Source organism: Sphingobacterium micropteri (assembly GCF_014692515.1).
Classification (GTDB): Bacteria; Bacteroidota; Bacteroidia; order Sphingobacteriales; family Sphingobacteriaceae; genus Sphingobacterium; species Sphingobacterium micropteri.
Genome location: NZ_JACOIK010000011.1, coordinates 49,648 through 72,485, shown reverse-complemented (window position 1 = coordinate 72,485; position 22,838 = coordinate 49,648). Strand labels below are relative to the sequence as shown.

The 22,838-nt window shown below is 40.4% G+C and carries 20 protein-coding genes; 10 read left to right on the top strand and 10 right to left on the bottom strand.

Annotated elements, in window-relative coordinates:
- Nucleotides 1-2: 2 nt before the first annotated feature.
- The 4 genes from hisS to H8B06_RS15610 all read right to left on the bottom strand — a co-directional run bounded on the left by hisS (nt 3) and on the right by H8B06_RS15610 (nt 4,008).
- Nucleotides 3-1,385 (bottom strand): histidine--tRNA ligase, encoded by a 1,383-nt coding sequence (gene hisS, locus H8B06_RS15625; protein ID WP_190995172.1) that lies wholly within the window; start codon nt 1,383-1,385, stop codon nt 3-5.
- A 276-nt stretch (nt 1,386-1,661) separates the two neighbouring features.
- A complete protein-coding gene (gene rnc / locus H8B06_RS15620; protein WP_190995171.1) occupies nt 1,662-2,402 on the bottom strand; it encodes a ribonuclease III in 741 nt (246 codons plus the stop codon).
- Between the two features lie 90 nt (nt 2,403-2,492).
- Complete coding sequence (gene fabF, locus H8B06_RS15615; RefSeq protein WP_190995170.1) at nt 2,493-3,746, bottom strand: beta-ketoacyl-ACP synthase II; 1,254 nt, start codon at nt 3,744-3,746, stop codon at nt 2,493-2,495.
- A 22-nt stretch (nt 3,747-3,768) separates the two neighbouring features.
- Nucleotides 3,769-4,008: an acyl carrier protein gene (locus H8B06_RS15610; protein WP_105717695.1), complete on the bottom strand. Its 240-nt coding sequence runs from the start codon at nt 4,006-4,008 to the stop codon at nt 3,769-3,771.
- Between the two features lie 261 nt (nt 4,009-4,269).
- Here H8B06_RS15610 and H8B06_RS15605 point away from each other — a divergent pair, with 261 nt between their 5' ends.
- From H8B06_RS15605 to H8B06_RS15590, 4 genes are all read left to right on the top strand, one after another.
- On the top strand, nt 4,270-4,776 hold the full coding sequence (locus H8B06_RS15605) for an IPExxxVDY family protein (RefSeq protein WP_317170935.1): 507 nt from the start codon (nt 4,270-4,272) through the stop codon (nt 4,774-4,776).
- A gap of 130 nt (nt 4,777-4,906) precedes the next feature.
- Nucleotides 4,907-6,337 (top strand): pyruvate kinase, encoded by a 1,431-nt coding sequence (gene pyk, locus H8B06_RS15600; RefSeq protein ID WP_190995169.1) that lies wholly within the window; start codon nt 4,907-4,909, stop codon nt 6,335-6,337.
- A 141-nt stretch (nt 6,338-6,478) separates the two neighbouring features.
- On the top strand, nt 6,479-9,154 hold the full coding sequence (locus H8B06_RS15595; protein WP_190995168.1) for an outer membrane beta-barrel protein: 2,676 nt from the start codon (nt 6,479-6,481) through the stop codon (nt 9,152-9,154).
- Nucleotides 9,155-9,157: 3 nt separating this feature from the next.
- On the top strand, nt 9,158-10,018 hold the full coding sequence (locus H8B06_RS15590; RefSeq protein ID WP_190995167.1) for a GLPGLI family protein: 861 nt from the start codon (nt 9,158-9,160) through the stop codon (nt 10,016-10,018).
- Between the two features lie 7 nt (nt 10,019-10,025).
- Here H8B06_RS15590 and H8B06_RS15585 read toward each other — a convergent pair whose 3' ends face one another.
- On the bottom strand, nt 10,026-10,382 hold the full coding sequence (locus tag H8B06_RS15585) for an MmcQ/YjbR family DNA-binding protein (RefSeq protein WP_190995166.1): 357 nt from the start codon (nt 10,380-10,382) through the stop codon (nt 10,026-10,028).
- 20 nt (nt 10,383-10,402) lie between these two features.
- Nucleotides 10,403-10,954 carry a thioredoxin family protein gene (locus H8B06_RS15580; RefSeq protein ID WP_190995165.1) on the bottom strand — a complete coding sequence of 184 codons (552 nt, stop codon included), beginning with the start codon at nt 10,952-10,954 and terminating at the stop codon, nt 10,403-10,405.
- 246 nt (nt 10,955-11,200) lie between these two features.
- Between H8B06_RS15580 and dnaK the strand changes: the two genes are divergently transcribed.
- Entirely contained in the window at nt 11,201-13,111 is a 1,911-nt protein-coding gene (gene dnaK / locus H8B06_RS15575; RefSeq protein ID WP_190995164.1) for a molecular chaperone DnaK, read from the top strand.
- Nucleotides 13,112-13,192: 81 nt separating this feature from the next.
- Here dnaK and H8B06_RS15570 read toward each other — a convergent pair whose 3' ends face one another.
- The 3 genes from H8B06_RS15570 to H8B06_RS15560 form a co-directional block, all read right to left on the bottom strand.
- Nucleotides 13,193-13,453, bottom strand: a complete 261-nt coding sequence (locus tag H8B06_RS15570; RefSeq protein ID WP_190995163.1) for a hypothetical protein — start codon at nt 13,451-13,453, stop codon at nt 13,193-13,195.
- Between the two features lie 29 nt (nt 13,454-13,482).
- Nucleotides 13,483-14,397, bottom strand: a complete 915-nt coding sequence (locus H8B06_RS15565; protein ID WP_190995162.1) for a sugar phosphate nucleotidyltransferase — start codon at nt 14,395-14,397, stop codon at nt 13,483-13,485.
- A 62-nt stretch (nt 14,398-14,459) separates the two neighbouring features.
- Nucleotides 14,460-16,016 (bottom strand): helicase HerA-like domain-containing protein, encoded by a 1,557-nt coding sequence (locus H8B06_RS15560; protein ID WP_190995161.1) that lies wholly within the window; start codon nt 16,014-16,016, stop codon nt 14,460-14,462.
- A gap of 236 nt (nt 16,017-16,252) precedes the next feature.
- Between H8B06_RS15560 and H8B06_RS15555 the strand changes: the two genes are divergently transcribed.
- The 3 genes from H8B06_RS15555 (at nt 16,253) to H8B06_RS15545 (ending at nt 19,053) form a co-directional block, all read left to right on the top strand.
- Entirely contained in the window at nt 16,253-16,528 is a 276-nt protein-coding gene (locus H8B06_RS15555) for a hypothetical protein (protein WP_130143145.1), read from the top strand.
- A gap of 189 nt (nt 16,529-16,717) precedes the next feature.
- Entirely contained in the window at nt 16,718-18,295 is a 1,578-nt protein-coding gene (locus H8B06_RS15550; RefSeq protein WP_190995160.1) for a SulP family inorganic anion transporter, read from the top strand.
- Between the two features lie 110 nt (nt 18,296-18,405).
- A complete protein-coding gene (locus H8B06_RS15545; RefSeq protein ID WP_190995159.1) occupies nt 18,406-19,053 on the top strand; it encodes a carbonic anhydrase in 648 nt (215 codons plus the stop codon).
- A 74-nt stretch (nt 19,054-19,127) separates the two neighbouring features.
- Here H8B06_RS15545 and H8B06_RS15540 read toward each other — a convergent pair whose 3' ends face one another.
- Nucleotides 19,128-21,275 (bottom strand): prolyl oligopeptidase family serine peptidase, encoded by a 2,148-nt coding sequence (locus tag H8B06_RS15540; RefSeq protein WP_190995158.1) that lies wholly within the window; start codon nt 21,273-21,275, stop codon nt 19,128-19,130.
- A 264-nt stretch (nt 21,276-21,539) separates the two neighbouring features.
- Between H8B06_RS15540 and H8B06_RS15535 the strand changes: the two genes are divergently transcribed.
- A complete protein-coding gene (locus tag H8B06_RS15535; RefSeq protein WP_190995157.1) occupies nt 21,540-22,283 on the top strand; it encodes a UDP-2,3-diacylglucosamine diphosphatase in 744 nt (247 codons plus the stop codon).
- Complete coding sequence (locus H8B06_RS15530) at nt 22,271-22,831, top strand: Crp/Fnr family transcriptional regulator (RefSeq protein WP_190995156.1); 561 nt, start codon at nt 22,271-22,273, stop codon at nt 22,829-22,831. The genes H8B06_RS15535 and H8B06_RS15530 overlap by 13 nt, the downstream gene beginning before the upstream one ends.
- Nucleotides 22,832-22,838: the final 7 nt, after the last annotated feature.

The following is a 22,838-nucleotide window of genomic DNA, read 5'->3' as shown; positions in this document are numbered from 1 at the left end:
TTCTAACCCTTTAACAAATCTATCAATTCGTCGGTCCGCAGCTTCTGTTGCTCACCCGATGTCATATCTTTCAGCGAATACATCCCAGACGCTATCTCCTCCTCTCCCACCAGCAGTACATAAGGAATTTGCTTTCCATCTGCATACCCCATTTGTTTCTTCAACTTGGCAGCAGTAGGATAGAGCTCTGCTGCAACATTCGCCTCCCGAAGCTGATACAACAAAGGAAGAGTATATGAATAGACTTCTTCTCCAAAATTCGCAATAAGTACTTGGGTCGAAGTAGAAGAAGAAACCGGGAAAAGATTCAATTCTTCCAATACATCGTAAATGCGATCGGCACCAAAAGAAATACCCACCCCCGTTAGATCTTTTAATCCGAACATCCCGGTTAGGTCATCATATCTTCCTCCGCCTCCGATACTACCCATCGAAACTTCGTTGGTCTTTACTTCAAAAATACAGCCGGTATAATAATTTAATCCACGTGCAAGCGTAATATCGACTTCTACCTCACGATCCAATAAGCTCGCTGCACCAAAATCCCGCAGGTAGCGAAAAACATCTTCTACTTCGGAAACACCTTGCAAACCAATTGCGGACGCAGCCAGCACTTGTTTTAAAGATGCCAGTTTATCCATGTTAGAACCGCCGAGAAGAATGATCGGTTTCAAAACTTCCAAATCTGCTTCCGTAAAGCCACGACCTAGCAATTCCTTATTCACGCCATCCAATCCGATCTTATCCAACTTGTCGATAGCCACCGTCATATCCACCATCAACTCCGGTTTTCCGATTACCTCCGCGATACCGGATAAAATCTTACGGTTGTTGATTTTTATTGTAAAATCTTTCAAACCCAAGGCCTTCAACGCCTCTTGATAAACCAATACAAATTCTGCTTCATTAAGCAACGACGAAGACCCCACGACGTCGACATCACATTGATAAAACTCCCTATACCGCCCACGCTGTGGCCTATCTGCACGCCACACCGGCTGTATCTGAAAGCGTTTGAAAGGAAGTACAATTTCGTGTTGATGCATAACAACGTATCGGGCAAAGGGTACAGTCAAATCGTAACGCAACGCTTTTTCCGAAATATGAGGAATGAGCCTATTGGACGATTTAACATTCAAAAGCTCCGCTGGCGTTTTCGCCAGATACTCGCCAGAGTTGAGTATTTTAAAAATCAGTTTATCGCCCTCTTCGCCGTATTTCCCGGTCAGGGTTGATAAGTTTTCGAACGATGGGGTTTGAATCTCGTTATAACCAAATTTCTTAAAGACAGTTCTTAAGGTATTGAATATATAATTTCGCTTTTCCATTTCTCGAGGAGAGAAATCACGCGTACCTTTAGCTAATGAAGGTTTGATATTTGCCATAAGGCAAAGGTAATAAAACTGTTTATTACTTTTTTTCCCTCAAAAAAAGTAATAAAAAAAAATCGTCGCTTCAAATCTTTGAGTACAGTGATAGTGCTAATATGAGTTTCTACAGACCTCAAAAATTTGGATGCGACCTTTAAGGTCAAGATCGGGATAGTGCAATGCTGTATAGGTCAATTACAGAACGCTACGGGAATCATATTCATCACATAAATCATAAGAACCGAGCCTCTGGCGAGCTCAACGAAGTTAATCATAGTTCAAGACAAGAGTTCAGATTACCTCAAACACTTTCAATTCTTCGCAAGCCTTTTCTGCTGCCAATTTTTCGGCACTCTTCTTATTAAAATCTTTTCCTACTCCATGCACCTCACCATTTATCACGACTTTCACCGTAAATAACTTTGGTGATTCCCCCGGCGGATTCTCGACCGGTATAAACTGAATCTCCTTACCAAAATGTTGACACCATTCGATAAGCCGACTCTTAAAATTAGTTTCGGTAATTTCCAATAAGTGGATATCCACATGTGGCTTGATAATCCTCGTCAACAGAAACTCCCGGGTAAACGAATATCCTTTATCCATATATACAGCCCCAACGATAGCTTCAAAAGCATCTCCCAACAAAGACCCTTGTTTGTTAGGATAGTTAATCATGCGAGCATCATATTCTATTAACTCGTTAAAACCTAGTTTACGGGATAACTGGTTTAGATTGGCTCGGCTAACGATTTTGGAGCGAAGCTCTGTCAAAAAACCTTCGTCTTTGTAGGGATATAACTTAAATAATAACTCTGCAACGACACAGCCCAATACCGCATCTCCTAAAAACTCAAGCCGTTCGTTACTATTCTTTACACCATCTTTAATCGTTGTTGCCACAGATTTATGGCGAAAAGCCATCTTATACAACTTTATATTCCCCGGAACAAATCCAAGAATATTCTTCAGTTTACGAACGTAAGCTTTATGCGGAGAAAAGTATAAATAGTATATCCTCAAGAAAGGCATTAAGTATATAATATAAATAAGTAATAGGCAGTTTCTCTTCGAAACCACCTATTATTTGTACCTCAATAATCTCCTCTTAATATTAAGATCTTAGGAGTGGTATTTCTTTACAATAATGGATGCATTATGACCGCCAAAACCGAACGTATTGCTCAATGCCGCTTTTACTTCACGTTTCTGTGCTTTATTAAATGTAAAGTTCAGGTTACTATCAATCTCAGGATCATCCGTAAAATGATTAATAGTAGGCGGTACGATATCATTTTTTACTGTCAAAATAGAAGCAATAGCCTCTACAGCCCCAGCTGCACCTAGAAGATGCCCCGTCATGGATTTTGTCGAACTGAGATTCATTTTATACGCATGTTCGCCAAATAAGCCGATAATAGCTTTTGGTTCACTGAGATCACCAACTGGCGTCGATGTACCGTGAAGATTGATATAATCAATATCCGAATACTCGAGCCCTGCATCCGCAACAGCCATATTCATCGCTAATTTAGCACCCAACCCTTCGGGATGAGACGCGGTAATGTGATGTGCATCTGCACTCATTCCACCTCCGGCAACTTCTGCATATATTTTGGCTCCTCGAGCCAATGCATGTTCCAAGCTTTCTAAGACGATCGCACCCGAACCCTCACCTGAAACAAAGCCATCACGATCCTTATCAAAAGGGCGAGACGCTGTTTTCGGATCATCGTTACGGGTAGATAGGGCATGCATTGCATTAAAACCACCTATCCCGGCTTCGTTTACCGTAGCTTCCGACCCACCGGTGATAATGATATCCGCCTTACCTAACCGAATATAGTTAAAGGCATCAATCATCGCATTCGTGGCAGAAGCGCAGGCAGAAACTGCCGAAAAATTTGGCCCGTGCAAACCATAGCGCATCGAAATATGGCCAGGAGCTATATCGATAAGCATTTTGGGGATAAAGAAAGGATTGAAACGTGGCGTTCCGTCTCCTTTGACAAAGTTTGCCACTTCTTCTGTAAAAGTGGTTAACCCACCAATACCAGCTCCCCAAATCACACCTATTCGGTTTCTGTCTACTTTATCGAATTCTAATCCAGCATCCTTTACTGCCTCATCGGTAGAGGCAATAGCATACTGAACGAAAGGATCGACCTTGCGAGCCTCTTTACGATCCATATAGTTATGTGGATCAAATCCCTTCACTTCACAAGCGAATTGGGTCTTAAATTTTGATGCATCGAAATGCGTAATAGGAGCAGCGCCGCTCACACCATTAATCAATCCGTTCCAATAACTTGAAACATCATTCCCTAAAGGTGTAAGGGCGCCTAACCCTGTTACAACTACTCTTTTAAGCTCCATTAAATATGTTTGGCCTAATAAATTAGTTATTAACGTTCTTTTCTAAGTAAGAGATAGCTTGACCAACTGTACTGATGTTTTCAGCTTGATCATCTGGAATAGCTACGTTAAATTCTTTTTCGAACTCCATGATCAACTCAACTGTGTCAAGTGAGTCTGCACCTAAATCATTCGTGAATGAAGCTTCTGGTGTTACTTCTGCTTCGTCTACACCTAACTTTTCAACGATAATTGCTTTTACTCTTGATGCGATATCTGACATGATTTTATAATTTAATTGTTTAATAAATCTGTGCAAAGAAAAATAAATTTCCCCAAATATCAAACCCTTTTTTGACTTGATGATGGGAAAGAAGAACGTACGGACTCCCTAACTAGTCTAAAAACCGCTTCCATAAAGAGCGTATCCAATATTAACAATTTTTTTTGTTTATAACAAGAACTTTAAAATCAACCCGTATTTTCGCTATAAAAATAAGCAAAAACATACTTTACAGGCGATTTTTTCCTAATTTCGAAAACTGTGAGCATAACAAAAAAACATCTAACATTAGATCTCGATTTTGATATCGAACTTGATTTTGCATTGATTGGTATCAGTTCCCCCCTGCGCGACTATAGACTTTGTCATTTTCTGTACAAACATGCCGGCCTCGCATTTGTGCGCGGAAAAGAAGACTATGTAGACCATAAAGGATATGTAAAAGAAAAGGAACGAGATGAGATGGATTACCATATCGTGTATGAAAAAAACAAACAAAAAAAGCTTCTCAAACATTATTTTACGATCTACCGCTATTGCGACGACAATTTTGAATTTGAGTTTTACATCGTAAACAATCGCAGTTTAGAGGGTACTTTTCTTCTACCCGAGCTACCAAATTTCGACTATTTTTTAATCATTAAACACTATATAGACCGGGACGACCTTCGTACGTTATTATCAGAAATAAAGAATATCAGCGAGGTCATCCTCGCCAAAAAGTTAGACCCAGCTTCATTGAAATCCAAAGAAAATCTTATATTTTAGCACTTTAAAATAATGCAAAGTGTAAATTTTACACTTTCTTAAACCTGACTTATTAAACAGATTGCTATTTTTGCACCATACTATTACTTCTTAAAGAAGATAAAAAATATATATAAATAAAACACTGTAAATGAACAAGATTCAAAAAAGGACAAAAATTGTTGCCACACTAGGTCCGGCATCGTCGGATAAGACAATATTGACCAACATGATTGCAAAAGGTGTGGATGTTTGCCGCCTTAATTTCTCCCACGGCAGCCAAGACGACCACCTCAAAGTGATTAAGACCATTCAAGAAATTAATAATGAACACCCCTTTAATGTTGGAATTTTAGCGGATCTTCAGGGTCCCAAAATCCGTATCGGAAAAATGAAAGAAGGTGGCGCTATTTTAGTAAATGGTGCAGAGGTGGAAATCACTACCGAGGAACTCATCGGTGATGAAAAGCGCATATATATTACCTACGAAAACTTCCCGAACGACGTTAAAGAGAATGAAATTATTCTATTGGATGACGGGAAGTTACAATTGAGAGTCATCAGCACGAATCACAAAGACACCGTAAAATGTCAGGTAGTACACGGTGGCGTATTGACTTCCCGCAAAGGTGTCAATCTCCCCAACACAAAAGTTTCCATCCCGTCTCTTACAGAAGAAGATCTGGACAACCTCCATTTTGCTTTAGACAACGGAGCCGACTGGATCGCCATGTCTTTTGTACGTTCGGCAGAAGACATCCACCAATGTAAAGAAATTATCAACGCAAAAGGAAGCCATGCATTAGTGATTGCTAAAATAGAAAAACCGGAAGCTATTGATAATATTGATGCCATTATAGAAGCTACAGACGCGATTATGGTAGCTCGCGGAGACCTTGGCGTAGAAATGCCGATGGAAGTAGTACCTGGCTTACAGAAAATGATCGTACAAAAATGCCGTGATCTTTCGAAACCGGTTATCATCGCTACGCAAATGCTAGAAAGTATGATTACGACACCTCGGCCGACACGTGCGGAAGTCAACGACGTTGCCAATTCTGTCTTGGATGGTGCTGATGCTGTCATGTTGAGTGGCGAAACCTCTGTCGGAGAATTTCCAGAAATTGTTATCGAAACCATGGCAAAAGTAATTACACAAGTGGAACGCACGTCTTATCCATATTATAGTCATAAAGACAGCATTCACGCGAATATAACGAAAATACCAGATGCCATTTGCAGTTCCTCTATACATCTCGCTAAAAACACAAATGCATCGGCTATCGCAGTTATGACATCGTCGGGATACACCGCATTTGAAATATCAAGCTACCGTCCGAATACCGATATTTATGTATTTACAGGCAATAAAAAATTGATAAACTTGCTGAGTTTAGTATGGGGGGTACGCGTTTTTGTATATAGCAAATTTGAAAGTACCGACGGAACTATTCAAGATGTGAACGGACTACTGAAAGAGTTAAATCTCGTTTCTCCAGGCCAGATCGTCATTAATACTGCTTCTACACCTTTACACCAAAAAGGGAAAACAAATACCATTCGAGTATCCCAATTAGACTAACTTGAGGCAACTCCACGGGAACTAGCGTAGATTTAAAATCTACGCTTTTTTTATGCCCATTTGTATCAAAGCTATTACAAGTGTCTTTTTAACATGATTTTACCCATTTTCTTCTTTTCTTTGAACCACTAGCTTTAATGAATGAAAAGGTGTACACTTATTTTTCTGTGCATAATCAACCATTACCTGTTTGCACAATCCGTACAGGGAGTGATTGTTGACCAAGCAGACCAAAACGCATTGGAAAACGCTTCCATCGTTCTTTTGGATACAGATTCCATCATGCGATATTTTACACGGGCCAATCCGAGCGGAAAATTTAATCTGGAGAAAATAGAAAAAGGAGAGTACCTTTTATTGGTCACCTATCCCAAGTTCGAGATTTACAGTCAACCAATAACCATAAAAAACGACAATATTGACCTGAAAACCATCGGGATAAATTCGCAATCCAACTTACTCGAAGAGGTTGTCATCAACCAAAAAATCCCTATTAAAATTAAAGGTGATACGATAGAATACGATGCAGGTAGCTTTGAAACAGAAAAGAATGCCAAACTAGAAGATCTCTTACGTCGACTACCCGGACTAACCGTATCGGCTTCCGGTGAAATTACCGCACAAGGAAAAAGTGTTTCAAAAGTATTGATCGACGGAGAAGAATTTTTTGGTTACGACCCAAAGATTGCCATCCGTAATGTTAGAGCTGATGCCGTCGATAAGGTACAAGTATATGAACGAAAATCGGAAGAAGCGGAATTGACCGGCATCGACGATGGTGTAAGGCTTCAAACGGTTAACGTGGTATTAAAAGAAGAAGCACGACGAGGAATATTCGGAAATGCCAATGCCAGCGTGGGCACGAACAGTCTTTTCGACGTTAATGCTTTCGCCGCAAAATTCAATAGATCGGAACGCCTAGCCATTACTGGAAATTGGAATAACATGGGTAATAGTGGCGATGCCAGCCGGATTCGTATGAACAACCAAATCGTTGGACGTCCGATGCATAAAAGTGCAGGCATGAACTACGAAAACAATTTTTTAGAAAAAAAGCTGCACTTAACCTCCAGCTACAATTTTACAAACAACGGTACTGCGAATGAATCCAACAGCTATAACAAACGTGTGTTGAATGACGACCAGACACAAGAAACGACACGAGAAAGCACGTCAGAAAACGACAATAAAAACCATGCTCTGCGCTCCCAAATTCGTTATCGCATCGATTCTATAAGCAATTTAAACATACAGCTAAACGGCGGCAAAGGACAACAAACGGCTGCTTCCAGTTCGTCCAGTAACACCTTGCGAAACGAAAATATAAAAGCAAACGAGTTTGAAGGTCGGAACAATAGCGAAAGTGATAGTGAAAACCTCAATTTACGGGTAGACTATCGAAGACGATTAAACAAAAAAGGTAGAAGTTTAAACCTTCATCTGAATACACAAGTAGACAATTCTACATCCGCCAATCAAGTAGATGAACGAACAAATTTATATGATACATTCGGTGTTATTCAAGATACGGTTATTGTTGACCAAACACGTTTATCGGAGAACAAAAGCAATAACCTGGGCGCATCTATAAATATCAGTGAGCCGTTAACGAAACAATTAAACCTTACATTGGGCTACAACTTCAACACTTCCGCCCGAAATGCCCTCGTTAATGCGTATGACAACGATAGGGATGCCATTAGCGCCCTAGATAGTCTTTATTCAAAAAACGAAACAAATAATGCGCATACCAATGGCATGAATGTCAACTTAAACTTCCATAGCGATAAGTTTAATGTAAATCTTTCTAATCGGATCACGCATAGACATCAAGAGCTAACGGACAGTTATCGGAATATCGGACTTTCCAGAAATTTCTGGCAGAATAACTTAAACGCCAATGTGTCTTATAGAATTACGAACAACAAGAACCTGACAATAGGCTACCAAAACAACACCAACGTACCTAGTTTTTCGCAGCTCCAACCCATACAACCTCCTACTAATGAATTGTACCGACAACTCGGAAACCCCGATTTGAGACGGGAAATTAACAACAATATAAACTTCAACTTTAATAAGTTTAGTCTGTTGAAAGCATCGTCCTTTAACATCAATGCGAACAGTGGTTTCACCAAAAATGCTATTGTAAACCGATCGATTATCGATGACGAGGGAAGAACTACCACGACATTCGTCAATATTCAAGACCACGTTAACTGGAATGGCCGTATTTACGCCAACTATACCCGACCAATCTTAAACGGTAATGTACAGTTTGGTCCGTTTACATCTGCACAGTTCAGCAACAATTATGGATATATTAACGGTGATCTCAATCGTAGCAACAACACAAATGCGCAGGGAGGCATTAATGCAAATAAGCAAAACTCAAAAAATATCGATTTTAATCTCAATCTAAGCTTTGGAGTGAACAATGAAGTAAATACCATCCAGCGACAGCTCAATAATACGGCGTTTCGATCGTCAGCAAATGCCGACTTAAAATATTTTCTTCCGTTTAAATTCAGCCTAACCCAAGTACTGTTCTACAGCTATACCGGAAAATCTAAGGTGTTCCCCGATCCTATCCAGCAATTCTATATGAATTTGGAGCTTACCCGCAAACTATTAAAAGATGAATCGCTTTTACTAAGCGTAAAAGCTTTCGATGTATTCAATAGCTTTAACAATACAAATCGTTCTTTCAACAACAATAGTTTCTCCGAAACGCAACAAGAGATGCTTACCCAATACTTTATGGTTGGTGTAAAATGGGATTTTAACAAGAATTTAGGAAAGAAAAGTGGAGATTAAAAAATGAGCAAACTGATTTTACTATATATCGTACTGATATGCTGCTATTTTGAGACAGCAGCACAACATGCGTATTTCCCAAACAAAGGCATTATTAGCTTTGAAAAAGAAGTATATGTAAGGGCAAGAATGCGTGAAATGACCAACCGAGCTGACGGAAGAAATCGAGGCATGATGATGCGGTTTGGCGGCAACATCGATGATGTACCGGAGAAAAACTCATCGATGTTTACCCTGCGATTTGACGATGACGAAACACTCATGACTCCAGCAGAAGAAGCAGAAACAACGGGAAGCACAGCGAGCTCCGGCCGCAGTGGCACGGGTGGGGGCAGAGGAGGCAATAGAAATATGAATCGTGCGCCGAATGTTCGACAATCCACAAGGCCAGGCGAACAGAAAGTGTATTATCAGAATTTCCGTGAAGGCACAAGCGAATTGGAATTGAATTTGGACGAAAAATACCTATTGCAAGATTCATTACAGCAAATTACCTGGCGTTTTACCGATGAATATCGAAACATAGCAGGCTATGATTGTCGGCGGGTCAATGGTGCCACGCCGGATTCACTTTATATAGTAGCTTTTTATACTGATCAAATCCCTATATCCGGAGGACCTGCATTAGTACACGGGCTCCCAGGCATGATACTAGGACTCGCCATTCCCGAAATGCACATCAATTATTGGGCACGCAAAGTAGATTTTGTGGTAGATAATGTCCCAAACCAATGGCGAGACAAAAAAAGTAAACCCATGACGATGAACGACTTTTTCGATGCATTGGGTAATAATCGGTTTTTCGGAGGTGGCTCCAACCCACAGCAACAACGGCGGAATCTATTGGAGAATTTGATTTACTAATGTGTTACTACTTTATAGTTTCCTTTACTGCTTTAGATAGCGAATTGTATACCAATGCATAGCTGTCATCTATAAACATCCTCAAACGCTCATCCGAAAATTGGCGGTTACAATATACCGTATTCCAATGCTTTTTGTTCATATGATAACCGGGAATAACCGTTTCAGGATAGTTTAGTCGTAATTCAACGGCTTCGTCAGGGTCGCATTTCACGTTGAAGCTTAAAGATTCTACTTGATCCAGTCCTACCAACAAGAACACCTTTCCGCCCACTTTAAAGACCAAAGTATCCGGACCGAAAGGTAATTCTTCTGTTACTGCCGGCTTAGTAAGACAGTACTCCCGAATGTCTTCAATATTCATCCTATTAAACGGTTGTTAACTTAACTTAACTGTGTAAGCAGTTCTCTTTGCAGTACCTCTCCTTTATCTTCATTATACCACTTTTGTATAACTTCGTTAATTTCTGCGAAAGCCTTTCCTTCCGCTTTCATCTGCATATATATATCCTGCAATGGTTGTGGACGAGGCCCCCAAATAAATTTGTCATGACCTACATCATTCCGGATGATAAGTTTAGGTATAGATTTGCTTCCGTTCGTAAGATAATCTTCAATGAGGAATGGTTCCTTATCACGGAGTTGTATTTCAAAATCGATGTTAGGATTGTTTTTCACTATCTGATAAAGCTGTGCCACAGAGTGGGCCGCATCGCCGCACCAAGGTTCGGTGATTACAATCCAGTGTTGAGGTTCGGTTATGCTTGCGATTAAGCTTTTTACTGCATCATTCGGTTCAAACCGTTTCAACCACCGGTTCATCCTTGACCAATTTAATTTTGTGTAATTTAAATATTCCTCATCTCCATAGGGATCGTAATCCTCAGGAGAGGCTAAAATTTGTTCAAAATAGTCTAAGTATTCCTGAAAGGTCATGTTTATGTTATCTTACCAGACGAATTTACTAATTTATTCTGGGTAAAAAAATATTTTAGCCGTATGTTACTAGCCGCAAGCGAAGGGTTCTGGATAATATTATGACAGATTGACAGCGGAGATAAGAAGAAAAACGACATAAACTACATTTTTATGACGATTTTAACCTTGGCACAAGTGTTGTTAAAGACATAGCATATTAAAAACAACGTTAATTACTAATTCGTAAATATTAAAAAACAAGATATGTCAAAAATTATTGGAATCGACTTAGGTACTACAAACTCATGTGTTGCCGTGATGGAGGGTAACGAGCCGGTAGTTATTGCAAACAACGAAGGAAAGCGTACCACCCCTTCTATTGTTGCTTTTGTGGAAGGTGGTGAACGTAAAGTGGGTGATCCTGCAAAACGTCAAGCGATCACTAACCCCAACAAAACAGTTTATTCTATCAAACGCTTTATGGGTTTGTCATACGATGAATCCATCAAGGAAGCCGAGCAAGTACCTTATAAGGTTGTAAAAGGTGATAACAATACACCTCGCGTTGAAATCGATGACCGCAAATATACACCGCAGGAAATTTCAGCTATGATTCTTCAGAAAATGAAGAAAACAGCAGAAGATTTCTTAGGTCAGGAAGTAACCGAAGCCGTTATTACGGTACCTGCTTATTTTAACGACGCACAGCGTCAAGCGACGAAAGAAGCTGGTGAAATTGCAGGATTGAATGTGAAGCGTATCATCAACGAGCCAACTGCAGCCGCATTAGCATACGGTTTGGACAAAGCCCACAAAGACATGAAAATCGTCGTGTTTGACTGTGGTGGTGGTACACATGATGTTTCTGTACTGGAACTTGGAGATGGTGTATTCGAAGTTAAATCAACAGATGGTGACACGCACTTAGGTGGTGATGACTTTGATAATGTAATCATCAACTGGTTAGCAGAAGAATTTGCAAATGAAAACAATGGCTTCGACCTTAAAAAGGATGCGATGGCGCTACAACGCTTGAAAGAAGCTGCAGAGAAGGCTAAAATCGAATTATCCAGCACCACCTCGACAGAAATCAACTTACCTTACATCACTGCTGATGCAACAGGTCCTAAACACTTAGTACGCACACTTTCTCGTGCTAAATTTGAATCTTTAGCCGCAGATTTGATTAAACGTACAATAGACCCTTGTAAATCGGCATTGAAAAATGCAGGATATGCTACTTCCGATATTGATGAAATCATTTTGGTGGGAGGTTCTACTCGTATTCCGGCTATCGTAGAAGCCGTCAAAAACTTCTTTGGCAAAGAGCCGTCAAAAGGTGTAAACCCCGACGAAGTGGTGGCTCTTGGAGCTGCTATCCAAGGTGGTGTATTAACGGGAGAAGTAAAAGATGTATTGTTGCTAGACGTTACACCGCTTTCATTAGGTATCGAAACCATGGGTGGCGTGATGACCAAGTTAATTGAAGCAAATACGACTATCCCGACAAAAAAATCAGAAGTATTCTCTACTGCATCGGATAATCAGCCATCTGTAGAAATCCACATTCTACAGGGAGAGCGCCCGATGGCATCACAAAACCGTACGATTGGACGTTTCCAGTTAACGGATATTCCGCCAGCGCCTCGTGGTGTGCCTCAAATCGAAGTAACATTTGATATTGATGCCAACGGTATTATTAAAGTATCGGCAAAAGACAAGGCTACAGGTAAAGAGCAAAATATCCGCATCGAAGCTTCCTCTGGATTATCTGAAGAAGAAATCCAAAAAATGAAGCAAGAAGCGGAAGCGAATGCGGAAGCAGATAAAAAAGTTAAAGAAGAAGCAGAAAAAATAAATGCGGCTGATGCCTTAGTCTTCTCTACAGAGAAACAATTGAAAGAATATGGCGATAAGCTATCTGCCGATAAAAAAGGTGCTATCGAAGCTGGATTAGAGAAATTGAAAACAGCTTATGCTGCAAAAAACTTTGCCGACATCGATACAGCATCGGCTGAACTTCAGAATGCTTGGAATGCCGCTTCGGAAGAGATGTACGCTGCTTCACAACAAGGAGGAACAGAACAACCGCAAGGTGACGCCGGTCAAGCACAAGACAATAACAAACAAGGTGGTGACGACGTGCAAGACGTAGAGTTTGAAGAAGTAAAATAGTTTTATTTTGATAACCGCATACATAAAAAGTCCCGATGGATTTTCCATCGGGACTTTTTTATAAAAACCATCATTATATAGCTATCCTCGAGCGTCTGATCGATCAAAAAGTATTTTAAGAGATACGCAGATAGAATCCGTGGAGACATTACGTACTTCGATATCCATCTTCAACAAATCTCCTTCCAGTACACCTACCTTAATACCGTCAATTTCTGCACAAAAGGACTCCACTAATGTCTTCTCTAGTCGCTCTTCCTGAAGAGAAGCGACAACTAACCACATCAAAGCTCCGGCTGCCAAAACTCTAACTGTCCTTAAAATAAATCGTATAAAATACATAAGTTTATAATTTAGCGTTTACTTACATACTAAAACAACTTGTCCGGGTATACCCCCTCCTGAACCAAATTGGAAATAGAGTCCTGTACAATAGGTTTGTCCTCTTTGTATGTTACCCCAAACCACTTAGAAGAAGTTGGAATAACCCGAAAGCTAGCCATATCGTTTTTTACCATATAATCCGGAACAGAAGGAATAAAAAACTCCGACTTTGGATTGTCGCCGTTCTCTTCCACAAACTTAGAAAACATATTTTGAGCTACTTCAAAAATTCGTGGCGTGAAACCCCAGAAGTTCATCGAAACCCTGGTATCTGGATCTAAATCATGTTGTACACCATCTTCTTCGTAAACGATTTTCTTCGTACCGACATCATTTGTTACATAATAGATATTTGTACGCTCCGTTACCGATACCATATTCCCCTCTCCGTCTACATCGCACACTCCTCTGGAAACATATCCATAATCTGACATGGTATTGCCGACCTTAAATCCCATAAGGGCCATTTTTTTATCTGTAACTTCATCACGCAAGAAAGCAGCCATCTTCTCAAAAGCATCCTTACCGTAAAAATCATCTGCGTTAATTACACAAAAAGGTTCATTGATATGATCCTTTGCACTCATAACAGCATGGGCAGTTCCCCAAGGTTTAGTACGTTCGATTACGCTGTCAACACCAAATTTCGTTAAGTCAAAACTTTGAAAAGCATAATCCACCTCAATCTTACCTTGCAACTTTTTATCGAAAACTTCACGCATCTTTTCTAAAAATTCCTCGCGAATAATAAATACTACTTTTCCAAAACCAGCGCGGATAGCATCATAAATAGAATAATCAATGATGGTTTCTCCATGCGGACCAAATCCATCAATCTGTTTTAACGATCCATATCTACTCGCCATTCCTGCGGCTAGAATTAACAATGTTGGTTTATTCATTATCTATTTTGTTGTTAACAATTACAAAATCCACCTCTAACAAAGATAGAAATTTATTCCTTCTATTTCTTTTTGAACAGAGCATTTAAGATGCCGTTTGCTAATTTCCCTAAGAGCTTGGCTCCCTCCCGAGCCAATGTACGAGAGGCCTGTGTTTTAGCGGCTTCCATTGGCGTCTGTCTCGAACTTCGCCTACTCGTGCCACGGCTTTTCGATTTTTCCACCACTTTCTTCGCTTTTTCTTGTTCCTGTTTTGCTTCAAAGACAGCCATCTTTTCATCCACAATTTCCGCGGCACTTCTTCGCTCTACCCGTCCTTGGTACTTGCCATAAAACGCCGAATCCACTGTAATCCGGGTATAGCTTTCCGGTTGACAAGGTCCCATAACTGCTCTCGCAGGTACTAAATGCGTAGCCACCACTTCCGTTGGAATACCTTTTTCATTGAGTACAGTAATCAACGCTTGTCCTGTACCTAATGAAGTCAACACCTTGTCAATTTCATAAAAGGGAGAATACGGATACGTCTTTACCGTTTTACGAAGGTTATCCGCATCATTGGGTGTAAAAGCCCGCAGCGCATGTTGCACACGATTCCCCAGTTGTCCTAAGACAGATGCCGGAATATCGCTAGCAGCCTGTGTACAGAAAAACACACCGATTCCTTTCGAACGGATCAAACGTATAATCTGCTCAACTTGCGTAAGAAAAGCCTTTGACGCACCGTTAAATAATAAGTGTGCTTCATCGAAGAAAAACACCAACTTTGGTTTATCCAGATCGCCCACTTCGGGCAGTTTTTTAAATAATTGTGCTAAAAGACTTAACAGAAAAGTAGAAAATACCAATGGTTGATCCTGGATATCCGAAATATTCAACAATGTAATCACGCCACGACCATCTATCCTATTGAACAAATCCTGAATATCAAATTCCCTTTCTCCAAAGATGTGGGCAATTCCCTGTTGTTCTACAGCGACTATTTTTCGTAAAATCGTTCCCGAAGTTGACGTGCTTATTTTACCATAATCATCCTTTATATCTTCTGCTCCTGGGCCGTCGGCAAGGTATGTAAGCAGCTTCTTGACATCATTTAATTCGATCAATTCCCATTGTTGATCTTCAGCATATTTAAATAAGGCCGACAATACCCCCGTTTGTGTATCATTTAAATCCAATATCCGCGCTAATAGAATAGGACCAAAATCTTGTACGGTAATACGCATGGGAGCTCCCAGCTCACCACTAAGCGAAAAAATTTCCAATGGAAAATGTGCCGGCTCGAACGGAATCCCGACGAGTTCTCCGCGCTCTATTAATGCATCATTTGTTTTCCCCGGCTCCGCCAATCCCGATAAATCGCCTTTAACATCCAACATAAAGACGGGTACACCTTTATCAGCAAGCTGCTCTGCCATCAATTGTAGGGTGCGGGTTTTTCCTGTACCGGTAGCACCGGCAATAAGCCCATGACGATTCATAATTTTAAGTGCTAAGTTCACTTTAGCATCCGTAATAACCTCCTTGTCCAATATGCCGGAGCCCAATTGAATATATTCTCCCTTGGGATTGTAGGAAGTTGTTATATTTTCGATAAATTCTGCTATATGGGAAGCCATACACCGATAAGTTAAGTCTCTAAATGCACACAAAAATGCCACATATTTGTAACAATTTCAACTAAATAGGGTAAGATATGGATAATTAATAAAAAAATAACCTAAATAGTCCACTTTCTTTATTTTTTTCCAAAGAAAAAATTGTATTTTTGAAAAGCACAAAATAAAAGAGCGTGATAACAAAGGCAACAAGGATACTAGCAGCAAAATTATGTTTTGCCATCTTTATGATAAAGATGCTAATTTCTGCCACGCCTATGTTTGTAGATATCTTAGACCAAGGAACCATTCTGCAGGTTGTTCTTCAGTTAGAAATTGAGAATACAGCGAAGGGGAATGGTGCTTCCGAAGATCTACATGAAGGAGGACTGAAACTCTTCACAACAACTTCTGATTATCTATCATTTTGCCCAATTATCGAAAATCTGGGTAAAGAGAAGCGCTACTTAAAAAACGAAAGGCTTTTAAGCTTGTTCCATCCATCCGTGCCTCCCCCGCCTCCTAACTGTTAATCCCTTATTTTACATTCATTCTTTTTGAGGTTTTATAAGACTTCAATAGGTTTTCATTGGAACATTTTTTCATAGAGACAATGAAGCTTGGCATGATCTGATTTATTTATGTCTTTATGTATGGCAGCTCATGCAGGTTCAGTTGGTTTTGGTTTATTAGAATAGATAACGGATTAAATTTAAAATTTTATGTCAGGAACTCGTTTGTCTGCTTTTCTTAAATTATCGAAAAGGGACTTAAAATATGATTTCCCAGCTAGTATTGTGGTTTTTCTTGTCGCACTACCGCTATGCTTGGGTATTGCAATGGCGTCTGGGGCACCATTGTTTGCAGGATTATTAACAGGTGTTATCGGCGGATTAGTCGTCGCATCCATCAGCAAATCCCCGCTTAGCGTAAGCGGTCCAGCTGCTGGTTTAACAGTTATTGTACTGGGGGCTATTGAACAATTAGGGGCGTACGAAACTTTTCTGCTCGCTGTGGTCATCGCCGGCGTGGTACAGCTCATTTTGGGTATACTCAAGGCCGGGATGATTGGAAATTATTTCCCATCAGCTGTAATTTTAGGTATGTTGGCTGCTATTGGTATTACCATTATACTAAAGCAGATACCATTGGCTTTTGGGCTTACGGAAGAACATGCCTTTGAGCTTGATGGAGGTGGAGGAATAGCCGCATTTAGCGACACCATTTTCGCCAGTGTAAACTGGGGAGCAACTATCATTTGTTTGTTGTCGCTTGCCGTTCTCATTTATTGGCCGAAAATTAAAGGTATTAATAAAGTACCTGCACCGTTGATCGTTGTTCTATTAGGCGTTGGATTGGCCACCGTTTTTCAAGGCTCTACCATGCAATTGAATACGAACCACTTCGTTGTCATCCCTGTTGTAAGCTCTTTCCAGGAATTTACACAACTATTCATTTTTCCAGATTTTACGCAAATCGTAAATAAAGATGTCTGGATAGTTGCGTTCACAATTGCGATCATTGCCAGCCTAGAAACGTTGCTTAGTATTGAAGCTATCGACAAGATAGATCCTTTCAAACGCGTTACACCAACCAACAGAGAACTAGTTGCACAAGGTGTAGGTAATATGACCAGCGGTTTTCTGGGAGGACTTCCTTTGACATCTGTTATCGTACGTTCCTCTGCTAATACACAGGCTGGTGGACGAACCCGGCAATCCGCTATGTTACACGGTATCTGGCTTTTAGTCGCTCTTTTAGCCATTCCATCCCTCATTAATCTGATCCCACTGTCATGTTTGGCAGCGATATTACTCCATACCGGATATAAATTGGCTAATCCGAGCCTGTTTAAAAAAATGTTGCGCAAAGGATTAGATCAATTCATTCCCTTTTTTGCAACTATCGTCGCCGTTGTCTTTACAGATTTGCTAATGGGTGTTGGAATAGGTATTGTGGTTGCTCTTTTTTATATCATCCGTGCGAACATGCAAAATGCCTTCAAAATGGAAATTGACGAGGAGAATGGTGAAAAAAAGGTTACGATGACACTTGCAGAAGAGGTATCTTTTCTAAACAAAGTACCTATTCAGCAAAAACTTTATAGTTTACCGAAAGGCGTACAAGCGATTCGTATTGACGGGAGATCTAGCAAATTTATTGACAAGGACGTCATTGAGGTTTTAAAAGACTTTCAGACGAATGCGATCAGTAAAGGAATCGACATTGAATTAGAATCCGTTACGTATAAAAAGAACAAGAAAGCGGTTACTCCACACAAAGAGGTAAACGTACAGTAATAAAAAACAAAAATTTACAAGAATATTCATAATAATGTATTAAATTGTCTGGACTGTCAATAGAGACACGACACTCCATTCTATTAAAAACTATATCACAAATTATAATTATGGGAAATAAAGAACTAGAGTTAGGTTTTCAGAAAATATTAGAAGGCAACAGATCTTGGGTAGAGTTTGTTAAAAACGATACTTCTGGACGGTTTGAGCAATTGGCGAAAGGGCAAAGCCCGGAAATCCTATGGATTGGCTGTGCAGATAGCCGTGTTCCTGCCAATGAGATAGTCGGTTCGAGACCTGGCGAAGTATTCGTGCACCGTAACATCGCAAACATGTGCGTACATTCCGATATGAGCATGCTATCCGTACTCGATTACGCTGTCAACGTATTGAAAGTGAAACATATTGTTGTGGCGGGACATTACGGGTGTGGCGGTGTTGCCGCATCATTGAGCCGCAAACAATTCGGTGTCATTGACAACTGGCTATGTCACATAAAAGATGTTTATCGCCTGCATGCCGCCGAAATCGACGATATTCAAGATCACGACGAAAAGGTAAACCGACTTATAGAACTTAATGTGAGAGAGCAAGTTTTTAATCTTTGCACAACTTCCATTGTACAAAACGCCTGGAAAAATGACCAAAATTTAGCCGTACATGGTATGGTCATTGATATTGCTACCGGAAAACTTAATGACTTAGACAACACTTTTACAAATAACGAAGCGTTAGGAAAAGTATTTGCTTTCAAATAATAATAACCGTTTAATTCAAGTTTAAGATTTATAAGAGAAGCCGTCTCAAAAAGTAACGAGACGGCTTCTTCTTTTTATTTTATCTCCCTATAACCTACTCCCATATTCTGGAACATAAACGCCCACTTATCCGTTTGTTCGTCTATAACCATAGCCGTCGATTTTCCAGCACCGTGGCCTGCTTTGGTATCGATACGGATCAGAACCGGATTATCACCGCTATGATACGCTTGTAAACGCGCTGCAAATTTAAAGGAATGAGCCGGCACTACCCGGTCATCATGATCTGCTGTTGTCACCATGGTAGCTGGGTAAGCTGTTCCAGGTTTCAATGCATGATAAGGTGAATACGCGTGCAAATAGTCAAACATTTCTTTACTGTCGTCAGCCGTGCCGTAATCGAATGCCCAGCCTGCTCCTGCGGTAAATTTGTGATAACGTAACATATCCAACACGCCAACCGCCGGAAAAGCCACTTTGAAAAGCTCGGGGCGTTGGGTCATACTCGCTCCAACCAATAGCCCTCCATTGGAGCCCCCGGCAATCGCTAGCTTTTCAGGGGAAGTATATTGCTGGTCAATCAGATACTCTGCTGCCGCAATAAAATCGTCAAATACGTTTTGCTTATTCATTTGTGTCCCAGCAAGGTGCCAACTTTCCCCATATTCTCCTCCTCCACGAAGGTTCGCTACAGCATATATGCCCCCTTGTTCCAACAAGATAATATTACTGGTAGAAAAAGATGGCGTTAAGCTGATATTAAAGCCTCCATATCCATATAGCATCGTCGGATTTGTTCCGTCTAACTGGATACCTTTTTTATAGGTAATAAGCATCGGTATCTTCGTTCCATCCTTAGTTGGGTAGAACACCTGCTTCGATTCATATTGCGAAGGATCGAAATTGATCGCCGATTCTTTATAAATCTCCGATTTTCCGGATACGATATCATACCTATAGATGGTCACTGGATTCACGTAGTTTGTAAAAGAATAATACAAATCTTTATCTTCTAATTTCGCATCAAATCCACCTGCAGAACCTATACCCGGTAGCTCGATTTCCCTTTCCAACTTCCCATTTCGGTCGTATTGTTTTACAAGCGAAGTTGCATCCTTTAGGTAATTAGCAAATATTTTACCGCCACCTACCGTAGGTGCCAGTGCCTCGTCCGTTTCAGCAATCAATGTTTGCCAGTTTTCCGACTGTGGATTAGCAGCGTCAACCGTTACTACTCGGCCATTTGGTGCGTCAAGCTCCGTATACAGGAACAATTTAGACCCCTCGTTATCTATAATTTCATGGTTTTTATCCATGTCACCTACCACCGTCACAAATCCAGTATTGGAAGCAGAAAGATCTTTAATATACAGTTCGTTACCCGAAGTCGCATTTGCGGCCGACACGATTAAATAACGTTCATCCTCCGTTAATCCGGCACCAATATAGCGACGCGGCATTTTTGGTCCGCCAAATATCAATTCATCCGTTTTCTGCGGCGTATTTAATTTATGGAAATATAACTTATGTTGATCTGTCATAGCCGATAATGCCGATCCCTCTTTGGGCTTATCATAACTGCTATAATAGATACCTTCATTGCCTTTCCAAGCCAATCCGGAGAACTTGACATCCACCAGCGTGTCCCCTACGATAGTTTTATCTTCTGTTCTCAGCACAACAACCTTTCGCCAGTCGGATCCACCTTCTGAAATCTGATAAGCGACCAACGAACCATCCTTCGAGAAGGATATATCCGCTAATGAGCTCGTACCATCTTCCGAAAATTTGTTAGGATCCAGAAAAACCTCTTCTTTTCCATCTTCGCCTTTTTTACGCCATAGTACGTATTGGTTCTGAAGGCCGTCATTTTTATAGAAATAGATATAATCCCCCTCTTTAATCGGCGCCCCTTCCTTCTCATAGTTCCATAAATTTTCCAATCGTTTATGGATAGCTTCACGAAATGGAATCTGACCTAAATAATCTTGTGTTACTTCGTTTTGGGCAGTTACCCATTGTTTGGTTTCAGCGGATAAGTCATCCTCTAACCAACGATATGGATCGTCTACAATCGTTCCAAAATAATCATCTTTTTGATCTGTCTCTTCTGTTTTCGGATAAGGTTTCAGCACGATGTCATCTTTTGATTCTATAACATGTTCTTGATTGCAGGATGTAACGCCCAATACCAACAGCATGATACCTAAATTTTTATTCATAACCATTTTTTTAAACCGATTGCAAGTTAGGCTTTTTATCCTCTTTTTCCCATAAAAAGAAGATAAACCGAACGAAGTGAGCTCATGGACACCAGAATAAACACTTGTCCATAAACCTCGTCGCTTCAAATATTTTACATTAGGGATAGTACTAAAAATAAGTTTGTGCAGTTGTAAAATATTTGGATGCGACCTTGAATGTTAAAGGAGGGGTTCGGCTTAAAAAAACAACTTTAATCAAAAATTGATTAATTTTGACGCTCCATGAGAGATAAAATATACTTTGCTTCGGATTTTCATTTGGGTGTCACATCCAGAACAACCTCTACAGCGCGGGAGCGGCAGCTTGTCTCCTGGCTAGACCATATCAAGCATGACGCAAAAGCTCTTTTTTTAGTAGGCGATATTTTTGACTTCTGGTTTGAATACAGCACCGTAGTTCCCAAAGGATTTATCCGTTTTCTGGGCAAATTAGCGGAGCTATCCGACCTCGGTGTGGAGATCACGCTCTTTAAAGGCAACCATGACATGTGGATGTTCGGTTATTTAAAAGAGCAATTAAATGCCCATATTGTCGATAATGAACTAATCCTCCAACTCGACGGCAAACGATTTTATATACATCATGGCGATGGACTTGGTCCTGGAGATGCAAAGTACAAATTTCTGAAAGCTTTCTTCCGCAGCAAGGTCTGCCAGTGGCTTTTTGCAAGACTACACCCAAACCTCGGCATTGGTATTGCGCAAAGATGGTCTCGTCACAGCCGAGCGGCTAGTTTAGGGGAAGAACATTTTTTAGGAGAAGACCAGGAATGGCTTATTCAATATGCGAAAGAGCTGCTGCAACAGGAGCATTTCGATTATTTCATCTTTGGGCATCGTCATCTCGCCTACGATATTCAACTGCCCGGAAACAGCCGTATCGTTAACCTCGGCGAGTGGATACATGCCTGCACCTATGCAGTATGGGATGGCACAAAATTGGAATTAAAAAAATGGATGCCCTAACCATCATTCAACGTATTGCTCCTCTCCATACAGCAGACCAACAAGCCCTATTGGCGCTTTTTGAAGAAGTTACATTCCATAAACAGCATAATATTATAGAAACAGGCAAAAATTCCCGCTATCTCTATTTTCTGAAAACCGGATCTTGTCGTATATTTTATTATAAAGAGGATCGGGAGGTCATTTTAGATTTTGCTTTTCCCGGTGATGCACTTGTATCTTTAAATAGTTACGTACACGGTAAACCAGGTTATGAAACTATACAATCCCTCGAGCCGGTCACGGTGTATAGAATCCATTCAGCTCAATTGCAATCACTCTTTTCCAATACCTTAGGTATCGCTAATTGGGGTAGAAAACTTGCCGAAGTAGAAACACTAAAAATTGAATATCGGCTCATGTCAAAACTATTTAAAACAGCACGTGAAAGCTATCAAGACCTGTTGGATCGGGCGCCGGAATTGGTTAATCAGATTAAACTAGGATATATCGCTTCGTATCTAGGTATATCACAAGTTACATTAAGTAGGATTCGCGCAAAGAAATGATGCGATA

Excerpts from the sequence above, each read along its gene's own strand:
- hisS (WP_190995172.1), bottom strand. The coding sequence starts at position 1,385 with ATGGCAAATATCAAACCTTCATTAGCTAAAGGTACGCGTGATTTCTCT.
- rnc (WP_190995171.1), bottom strand. The coding sequence starts at position 2,402 with ATGCCTTTCTTGAGGATATACTATTTATACTTTTCTCCGCATAAAGCT.
- fabF (WP_190995170.1), bottom strand. The coding sequence starts at position 3,746 with ATGGAGCTTAAAAGAGTAGTTGTAACAGGGTTAGGCGCCCTTACACCT.
- H8B06_RS15610 (WP_105717695.1), bottom strand. The coding sequence starts at position 4,008 with ATGTCAGATATCGCATCAAGAGTAAAAGCAATTATCGTTGAAAAGTTA.
- pyk (WP_190995169.1), top strand. The coding sequence starts at position 4,907 with ATGAACAAGATTCAAAAAAGGACAAAAATTGTTGCCACACTAGGTCCG.
- H8B06_RS15595 (WP_190995168.1), top strand. The coding sequence starts at position 6,479 with ATGAAAAGGTGTACACTTATTTTTCTGTGCATAATCAACCATTACCTG.
- H8B06_RS15590 (WP_190995167.1), top strand. The coding sequence starts at position 9,158 with ATGAGCAAACTGATTTTACTATATATCGTACTGATATGCTGCTATTTT.
- H8B06_RS15585 (WP_190995166.1), bottom strand. The coding sequence starts at position 10,382 with ATGAATATTGAAGACATTCGGGAGTACTGTCTTACTAAGCCGGCAGTA.
- H8B06_RS15580 (WP_190995165.1), bottom strand. The coding sequence starts at position 10,954 with ATGACCTTTCAGGAATACTTAGACTATTTTGAACAAATTTTAGCCTCT.
- dnaK (WP_190995164.1), top strand. The coding sequence starts at position 11,201 with ATGTCAAAAATTATTGGAATCGACTTAGGTACTACAAACTCATGTGTT.
- H8B06_RS15570 (WP_190995163.1), bottom strand. The coding sequence starts at position 13,453 with ATGTATTTTATACGATTTATTTTAAGGACAGTTAGAGTTTTGGCAGCC.
- H8B06_RS15565 (WP_190995162.1), bottom strand. The coding sequence starts at position 14,397 with ATGAATAAACCAACATTGTTAATTCTAGCCGCAGGAATGGCGAGTAGA.
- H8B06_RS15560 (WP_190995161.1), bottom strand. The coding sequence starts at position 16,016 with ATGGCTTCCCATATAGCAGAATTTATCGAAAATATAACAACTTCCTAC.
- H8B06_RS15555 (WP_130143145.1), top strand. The coding sequence starts at position 16,253 with ATGCTAATTTCTGCCACGCCTATGTTTGTAGATATCTTAGACCAAGGA.
- H8B06_RS15550 (WP_190995160.1), top strand. The coding sequence starts at position 16,718 with ATGTCAGGAACTCGTTTGTCTGCTTTTCTTAAATTATCGAAAAGGGAC.
- H8B06_RS15545 (WP_190995159.1), top strand. The coding sequence starts at position 18,406 with ATGGGAAATAAAGAACTAGAGTTAGGTTTTCAGAAAATATTAGAAGGC.
- H8B06_RS15540 (WP_190995158.1), bottom strand. The coding sequence starts at position 21,275 with ATGAATAAAAATTTAGGTATCATGCTGTTGGTATTGGGCGTTACATCC.
- H8B06_RS15535 (WP_190995157.1), top strand. The coding sequence starts at position 21,540 with ATGAGAGATAAAATATACTTTGCTTCGGATTTTCATTTGGGTGTCACA.
- H8B06_RS15530 (WP_190995156.1), top strand. The coding sequence starts at position 22,271 with ATGGATGCCCTAACCATCATTCAACGTATTGCTCCTCTCCATACAGCA.